The organism is Sphingobacterium sp. T2 (assembly GCF_000814685.1).
GTDB lineage: Bacteria > Bacteroidota > Bacteroidia > Sphingobacteriales > Sphingobacteriaceae > Sphingobacterium > Sphingobacterium thermophilum.
The window spans coordinates 1-8,322 of the sequence record NZ_JXAC01000076.1 but is presented as its reverse complement, the minus strand read 5'-3'; the positions used below and the strand labels follow the sequence as shown (position 1 = coordinate 8,322).

Annotated in this window: 6 protein-coding genes and 2 tRNA genes; all 8 read right to left on the bottom strand. The window is 38.8% G+C overall.

What is annotated here, in order from left to right; translation table 11 throughout:
* Window positions 1-213: 213 nt before the first annotated feature.
* Window positions 214-924, bottom strand: coding sequence for a response regulator transcription factor (locus SD31_RS05845; RefSeq protein WP_039053442.1), 711 nt, complete (start codon window positions 922-924; stop codon window positions 214-216).
* Window position 925: 1 nt separating this feature from the next.
* A complete protein-coding gene (locus SD31_RS05840) occupies window positions 926-2,338 on the bottom strand; it encodes a sensor histidine kinase (RefSeq protein WP_039053441.1) in 1,413 nt (470 codons plus the stop codon).
* A gap of 323 nt (window positions 2,339-2,661) precedes the next feature.
* A tRNA-Lys gene (locus SD31_RS05835) sits at window positions 2,662-2,736 on the bottom strand.
* A 1,267-nt stretch (window positions 2,737-4,003) separates the two neighbouring features.
* Window positions 4,004-4,075: transfer RNA gene (locus tag SD31_RS05830), tRNA-Arg, on the bottom strand.
* 48 nt (window positions 4,076-4,123) lie between these two features.
* Complete coding sequence (locus SD31_RS05825) at window positions 4,124-4,720, bottom strand: hypothetical protein (RefSeq protein ID WP_039053440.1); 597 nt, start codon at window positions 4,718-4,720, stop codon at window positions 4,124-4,126.
* 54 nt (window positions 4,721-4,774) lie between these two features.
* On the bottom strand, window positions 4,775-7,024 hold the full coding sequence (locus SD31_RS05820) for a TonB-dependent receptor (RefSeq protein WP_197053555.1): 2,250 nt from the start codon (window positions 7,022-7,024) through the stop codon (window positions 4,775-4,777).
* A 151-nt stretch (window positions 7,025-7,175) separates the two neighbouring features.
* On the bottom strand, window positions 7,176-8,117 hold the full coding sequence (locus SD31_RS05815; protein ID WP_156138228.1) for an AarF/UbiB family protein: 942 nt from the start codon (window positions 8,115-8,117) through the stop codon (window positions 7,176-7,178).
* Window positions 8,009-8,322: AarF/UbiB family protein (locus SD31_RS17155; RefSeq protein WP_039053438.1), on the bottom strand; the 314-nt coding region annotated here is incomplete at its 5' end. The genes SD31_RS05815 and SD31_RS17155, both read right to left, overlap by 109 nt.

Genomic DNA, 8,322 nt, shown 5'->3' with positions numbered 1-8,322 from the left:
GATCTGTCGAAGTTCATCTCTTAGGAATGGTTTTGTTGCTCATATTCTTAGGTTATATTTTTTTGGTTCTTAACAGTTCGGTTTAGCGCCGATGTATAAAGTTAAGAACAGAGCAAAAAGGAAGTTGTTAATCCATTCCTAATGGAATGTTAACAGATTGTTAATAGGAGGGTAAATGGTTGTAAAAGAGGTTGTTTGTGTTTTATTTAGGGCTTATTCTTCGAGTTTGAATATAAATCCTACACCATATATGTTCTCGATTTTTACGGTAGAAGAATGGTTGAGGATTTTTCGAAGTCTGGAAATAAACACATCGAGGCTGCGTCCCATGAAGTAGTCATTTTCTCCCCATACGGCAGTGAGGATTTCATCTCTTTTGAGGACTTTGTTTTTGTGTGTGAAAAAATATTCCAACAAGTCTACTTCACGTTGTGTCAATACGATAGGCTTTTCGTTAGCTACGATAAGCTGCATGAGGCTGGTGTCGAAAGTGACATCTGAGGTTTGAAAGAGGGTATGGGTAGGCGAGGGCTGTACATCATGGTCGTGAAAGAATCCTGACCGACGTAATATCACCTTGATACGAAGTATAAGCTCGTCTATATCGAATGGCTTAATAATATAATCTTCGGCCCCCATATCGAGTCCATAAATGCGGTCCTTTTTCTCGTTTCGTGAGGTAAGGAATAGGAAAAATAAATCTCTGTTAAGTTTTTTTATCTGTTCGGCCACTTCAAAGCCATTGATGTCAGGAAGTTGAATATCCAAGATGACTAGGTCATAATTTATTTTGGCAGCGATGAGGTCTACAGCCTGCTTGCCATGTCGCACCCATGTTACTTCAAAACCTTTCAGCTCTAGGTATTGTTTTACGACATTACCTAAATCCATCTCGTCCTCAACAAATAATATTCTCGCTGACATATTACCTTTTTCCGTTAATTTTAATAGTAAATTTTGTGCCTTTATCTATTACGCTTTCTACTGCAAGCTCCCATCCGTGCAGGTTTACAACCTGTTGTACATAGAAGAGTCCTAGTCCCAACCCTCCTTCTTCCACTCTTTGCTTGCCTCTGAAGAATTTTTTGAAAATATGCTTTAAGCTTTTCAGATCTATTCCTACACCATTATCTTGAATTTCGAGATGTATGTTTCCCTCTTTTGGATATACACGGATATTGATGATTTTCTTGTCGGAAAGGTTGTATTTTATTCCATTGTCCAAGAGGTTGTATATCATGGTAGTGAATAGCACCTTATTCATCTCTATGTCGTTGATGTCGCCTTCAATTTCCGGAATAATGGAAACATTGGCATCTAACTTTAAGCTGTAATCTTCCAAAATTTCCATAAGTACGGAAGGTAGATAATATTTTCTTTTATCTAGATTTATGCGGGAGAGCCGGGAGATCATCAAAGACTGGTTGATAAGTTTTTTCAGGCGGATGGTTTGTCTTTTGATGACGGCTATCAGGTCGAGAGCTTTGATATTCTCGCTATTGCTTATTGTGTCTTTCAGCGACTGATTAGCCACAAGAATGGTGGCGATAGGGGTGTTGAACTCATGAGATATACTGTTGATGAAATCGGAAGTCATGGCTGTCAGCTTTTTCTGCCTCATCCAATTTCTATAAGTAATAAAGTAAATGCCTACTACCATCAGTATAGAAAAGATGGCCAGCAAGAAGGTAGGCAGCATAGCTTTGAAAATCTGTAGCGTACGGTTGTCCTGATCTACATATAGGGCAAATGTTATCTGGTATGAATTAGGTGTATAGGCGCTTACGGTATATACACTTACACTGTTTTGTTTGTCCGTACGTTCTAGTGTGCCTGCAATAATATCTCCATTGGGATGGGAGGGCTGTATGCCCGGTACATTGGGTCTGAAGACAGGAACATAGTGCCTACCGTCAAACGAAAGACTGAGATGTTCGATATAAAGCCCGTATTTGAGCTCTTTATTTAAGTTGAACTGTCTTACAATAGCGGGAAAGATACTATCCATATTCTGGTGGAGCCTTAGCTCATGGATCATCTTTCTCCAGTCCTCAGCTAATCTTCTCTCATAGGCGGTCCTATCACTGAAATACAATTTTTTATATAAGTCCATATTAGGAATAATATGGCTGTCTATGATTTTTTGCGCTCCGGGATACAACTTGTCGTTGCGTATCAAGGCGCTATAATTTTCATGGATAATATCTTTTTCTTTGAGATAGTATTGGTTGTTTTCCAGCTCAAAGGTATTGTAAATAAGTTGAAATTGCACAATCACAAGACACAGCAGGCTGAGTATAGCCACGATGCGATAGATGCTATGTGATTGGACATTCATGGGTAATGTGTTGTCTTGGTTAGAAAATTCGGTTAAATATAGCCCTAAATTGTCAAACGTCAATATCTTTTACCGCCTCAAGAATAAATTTTATTATATTTTTTTCTTGTTAGATAAAACCGTTATTCTATCAGGAAGTATCCGATTAAGTACTTTCGACTATTTTTTTTAGCGTTTTCCCATTGTATTAATTAGGCTTGGAAGGGAGAGAAGGGGATAAAACTTAAAGTATTGTTTCTAACTTGGAGAATGCAATCTTAGTCTGCTCTTTCGCTTGAGGGAAAACGAAAAAAGCTCAACCTTACTGATTGAGCTTTTTTTTGTGATCCCGCTGGACTCGAACCAAGCACCGATCATACATTAAAAGTGTATTGCTCTACCAGCTGAGCTACGGAATCTCCTTCGTTGTTTGAAGTGTTGCAAAGGTAGGCTTTTTATATGAAAGTGCAAATTTATTTTTGGATTTTTTTACAAGAAAAAGCTAACCTCTTTGCTGTGAACGCATTATTTTTAATCTGAGGATTCTTGATAGTAGCTTAAGCAACTTATGGATAGATAAGTGGAAAATATTTTGTTGAAGGGAGAAGAGCATCTGAGATTTTCTTTTGTTAAAATTTGTTAAAACGCTAAACAAACACTTGACAAAGTGTAAAAAGTACACTATCTTTGTGTCATCATAATTTAGGTTTATAATTGGTTATTCGAAAGGTTTTCATTCTCCCCGTTTGAAAACCTTTTTTTTATTATATTGATAATCAGGGAATTAAAATTTTTAGTTCTAAATAAATAATTATTTTGGTTGTAAAGGTTTGGAATTTAGTAAGTTAAATTACTATATTTGTATAGGTTTAGGTTGATTTACCTCGGATGAGGTTTACGAGTCCTAAGAATTCGCTCGGGTTCGTTGGACTTGAAAAAAACAAGGGGATCTTGCGATCCCCTTTTTCTTCATATTCAATCCTGATTTTAATATCATTAATTTTCAATAAGTTCTAGCTCAAAGCCATAGAATATTTCCGTGAAAAATTTTCCTTCAGAAAAATATCTGCATTTGAATTGACTGTGTCTTTCATCAGGGAATTCTTTCACAATTTCCATAATGTAAAGTGTGGTATGAGGAGCTAGAGCTCTGTGTCTAGCCGTTTTGTTGGGTCTAATTATTTTTTTTTTGCATGCATCATTGGCTCGCAGTTAGATGTATTAAGTAAGTTCACAAGTGTATTTTCTGTGATTATGTGTGTATCACATTAAGATTCTCTATTTGTGTTTCTTTTGTTAGTGTGATATATTACTTCAGCTGTTGAGCTGTTAATAATTGATTTCACTTTATACAGCAACGATTTACAATATCTGAAAACTCATGTCCGTAGGCTGATATATGTTTTTCATAGTAATTCTACTGGCCGCAAAGATACGAAAAAAATAAATTTGCAAAAATAAAACTAGCTGTATTAGAGGGTGGTAAGGAAAATTATAGTGAGTTAAATTGAATTTCTTTAATGGATAATGCGTGAGTTTTAGTAGTGTGATATATGAAGTTATATATAATAAGATAGTTATATAATCATCTTTTCTCTTTTTTTGTTGTGGGAAAAATAAATACTTTTAGATGAATAATAAAAAAGTGCGTTTATACGAAATAAACGCACTTTTTGGCGAAAAACGTACCCGCGGCGGGAGTCGAACCCACATCGGCAGAACCGGAATCTGATATTCTATCCATTGAACTACGCGGGCGTTCCGCAAAAATAAAATTTTTTGTTAAAAATCCAGCTTTTTAAATGATTAATGATGATGATGATCTTCTTTCACCAGAGGTACTTCAAAAACTAATTTTAGGTCTACGCTTCCAACCGAGATATCAGGATTATTCCAGTCTGAAGCTTTAAGCGTTTGTTTGGCCGCAGCGGTAAGATGACGCATGATATATTGGAGTTGAACTTTTTTGTCCCCTTCGTGAATGGTGATATAGTTGCTGATTCCGACATTATGTTCATCACCATATTCGAAGGACAAGATTTTTTCGTCCGCGCCTAACAGGAAGGCTTGATGGTTTTCCGGTTTGTTGAGGAAAGTCTGTTGTACCTCACGCTTCAAAAAGTCGTAAGCAATAAGGTCCATCTTATAGGTATGTCCTTCTTCTAGGTCTACATGAGCTCCTGCTTCCGGCAGGAAAGTTTTATCGTCAAATTTTATTTCCTGAACTTCTTCACCTTCTACTGGCAGATAGCTAACTTTTCCGTCTATCTCCTGCTTTTCAACGGCTGTAAAAATAAGTTTAGCTCCTCCCAATTCTTCCTGATCGATTTCAGGTGTAGGTTCATCTTTTGTGCAGCTAGTAAGACTTAATAAAGCAAAAAGAATAAATGCGTACTTTTTCATAAGATTATTGTTTTATAATGAGTAATTAAATTTGATGGCTCAATATTTCTCCCTTTACTGTGGGCATAATATCTTTAACCTGTCCAAATAGTTTTTGTATTCGGTGTTGAAAAGGTTCTCTGCAGCTATGCTGAATAACAGATTACGCTTTTCTTTAAGGGCAAAGCTTTTACTGTATATCAGGTCAAACAGATGGTAGGATGGCGGCGGTACATCGAAGTCGGAACCTTCCTCAAAACGTGTTTGTGTTCGCTGAAACTGATGTTTGAGTTTCAGATAATGCGCGTTTTCATTGTGCTTGTTGATACGGAAAACCAGAGATTGTTGTAACCTATCTCCCGGAATATTGGGAAAGAAGCTATTGTCCTGCAAATTTTTGGCATGAACGAAGCTGTATTGAAGTTGATAATCCCACCGTTGAGCAAGCCGTAGAGAAGCATCTATATCTACGCCATAGAAGAGGGCGTCGGCCTGGCTATAGCGGAAGATGGGGAAGGTGCCTCGTATAGTCTGTCTGAACTCCTTCGGGCTAGGTTTGTTATAAATATAATCTTTGATAAGTTGGCCATACATCTCGGCATTAAGGTTGAATCTGTTGCTATTGTAGTGTATGCCATTAATCCATTTCGTTGCCTTTTCGGATCGGAGATTTAGGTCTCCGATTTCGTAAGTTGCCGTGCCGTGGTGTAACCCTTCACTATACAGCTCGTTAGCAGAAGGCGCGCGCCAGGCGAATGAGAGCGTGCTGTTCCATGAGAGAAAAGGCGTTATGGAGTAGCGACTATTCACCACGCCGGACAGATTATTGAAGGTCTTACGGTCCTTTAGTAACACCTGAGGGATGGTGCCGTCATCGTTTCTTCGGTCATAGTCGTACCTATAACCTGCGGCATCAAAATATTTGAAATCATAGCGTAGTCCCAGCTGCACCTCTTCTTTACCGAAGGAAAAGAGATGGTTGGCAAAGGCGGCAAAACTATGGTTGTCAAAATTTGGAATGAAAGGTGTAGTACCTGTTCCTGGCGTGTTGTTGTTTACCTGCAGCATACCGTGTATACCTAGCAAGGAGGTTCCTCTTTTTAGGACGATTTCCAGTTGTTGGGTTGTAAGGACCATGTCGGCCATAGGAGTTTCTTCACTTTGTACTCTCCGTAGGTCAAATTCTTTGCGATGGTTCTTCTGTATGCTGTAATTAGATTCCAATACAGTGTGGCTGTTCCATTTATAGCGATAGGATATTTTTCCTAGCAGATGTTGGACTTCCTGTTTTGGAGCTCCAATAGTATAGGAAAAATGATATTGCTCGATAGGTCTTCCTAGCTTTATCCTTTGCTGTATATCGTCGATATTGCCTATATGTGCTCCTTGGAAAATGCCTGTTTGAGTCTTAAATTGCGTTAGCAACACCGCAATCTGATGCTTTTCTTTGTGGTATTGAGAGAGCATGTTGGCATGAAGATCAGCTTTTCCCGTATTTCCGAGATAGTATTTAGCGCTGCGAATGTTGCCACTTCTCGCGGCAGTCAGACCTCCTTGCACGGAGAAAGCACCAGACTTTCTTCTTATCATCGTATGCAAATAGCCTTCTCTTCCGTTGGTGTTGAGGCCGCTGTTCACAGATAGGGAGGACCCTTGATTTTCATCGGAAAGAGGGTTTTCTAACAAGATTAAGCCTCCCAAAGCATCGGCTCCATAGCGGAGAGCGTCAGCATGTTTGATTACCTGTATTCGTTCATAAGCAAAAGGATCGATTTCAGGAGCATGGTCTAGTCCCCATTGCTGGCTTTCATGTCTAATCCCTTGGGTAAGAATGAGAATACGATTGCCGTAATGACCATTGATAATGGGTTTAACAATGTTGTTGCCGGTTTTGAGTGTGTTTATACCGGCAATGTCGGAAAGCATTTCTCCCAGATTCTTGCCTTCCGCTTCTTGTCTGCTCTCTTTGCGTACAGTATTGATTCTATGGGAAAGATTACGCGCAATTCTAACCTCCTCAATCTGATGGGGTTGCGAAGAAAGTGAAATGATTATACTGGTGTCTTGTTGTAAGTCTATCTCTTTGCTGTAAGGAATAAAGGTTTGATGCTGAATGGTAAGCTGGATTTTTCCTTTTGGAAGATTCGGGAAGATGAATTCTCCATTACGGGAGCTTATCGTTTTCTTTTCTCCGACACGCACAAGTACATCGCTCAAAGGTATTGCCGTTTCAGACTCTAAAATTTGGCCACGAAGTACGGCTTGCTGTGCTTTAAGATGCCAAGACAAAAACATTAAAACTACCGTCGTTAGGATTCTAAACATATTGCTGTGTTTGTACAGCTGCAAAAATATCGTAAATGCATCAATGTTGCAAATAAAATGCATCAAAGTTGCGTTTGTGTTTAGAAAAAAAAATTTTTTTCTCCTAATTGTTGTCAGAAAAAGATAAGTATAGTGGTGTTTTATTTAAATATTAATCTTGAAGTTTATATTTCTTAAGGAGCATGATAATAATTACAAGGGTGGATACTAGAAAAAGCACCCACGAGATTATGGAGACGCCTGCAAAAGAGATTTGAGATGTATCCGCCAATAGACAGCCGCCGATGAATGTAGTAGCTGCGGTAAATAACATTCGGTTTAAGGAGTCGCTACGTTGTTTTTGTTTGCGGTATCTATCTAGTTCACGACATACTACATCTATTTTTAACGATTCTCCGTTAAGTTTATCGAAAAGTGAACCGACATGTTGGGGTGCTGTGGCAAGGAGACGTTTCACTTCCCAAAAGGTGCTGACATTATCTTGGAGAAGCTTGGTGGGGTCTATACGCTGAGACGCTATCTTCTGTATGTATGGTTTTATCTTTTCAATGATGTTTATATCGGGAGCCAGTTCTCGTCCGATACCTTCCATGAGGACTATACCTTTCACGAGAAGGTAGATATGTTCCGGCATGATGACATTATTTTCGTTGAGAAGGTGAGAGAATTTGCTGAAAAGACTCTTTATGTTGAGCTCTTCCAAGGAGTGACTGTCGATGATGTCTAACAATTCTTCTATAGCACGTTGCAGGCTTTTCTCACTTTTAATGTCGGCATGGATAGCCATTTTTTTGAGGGTGCTGACTAATCGTGCGGCATCTTTATAGATGAAATATACGACAAGGTCTTCCAATAGCTCTTTGTCTTTGGGAGACATCTTGGCTACAGCTCCCAAATCCAGAAAAGCAATCTGACCTTGTGGAGTTACTAAAATGTTGCCCGGATGAGGGTCGGCATGAAAGAATCCGTGATCCAGCAGTTGCGTCAGATATAGTTCAAAGCAGTGGTCGAGAACAACTTCTGGATTGAGAGACCAGTCGGTGATTGATTTTTTTGTTCGTTTATTTTTGTTCCCTCCACAAAGGAAATACATAGTACGTTGTCATTGCTTAGTTCAGGATATCCTTTCATTGTAAGGATATTTGGGGTTCCGCGGAAGTTGCGTTCGAAGATTTGTATGTTCTTCAGCTCATTGTTGAAAGAAAGTTCTTCCAGCAGGCTTTTAGCGAAAGCTTCAAAAACATGCTTCAGGTTAATTTCGCGAACGATGCTGTAATAGCTACTCAGCACATCGATGA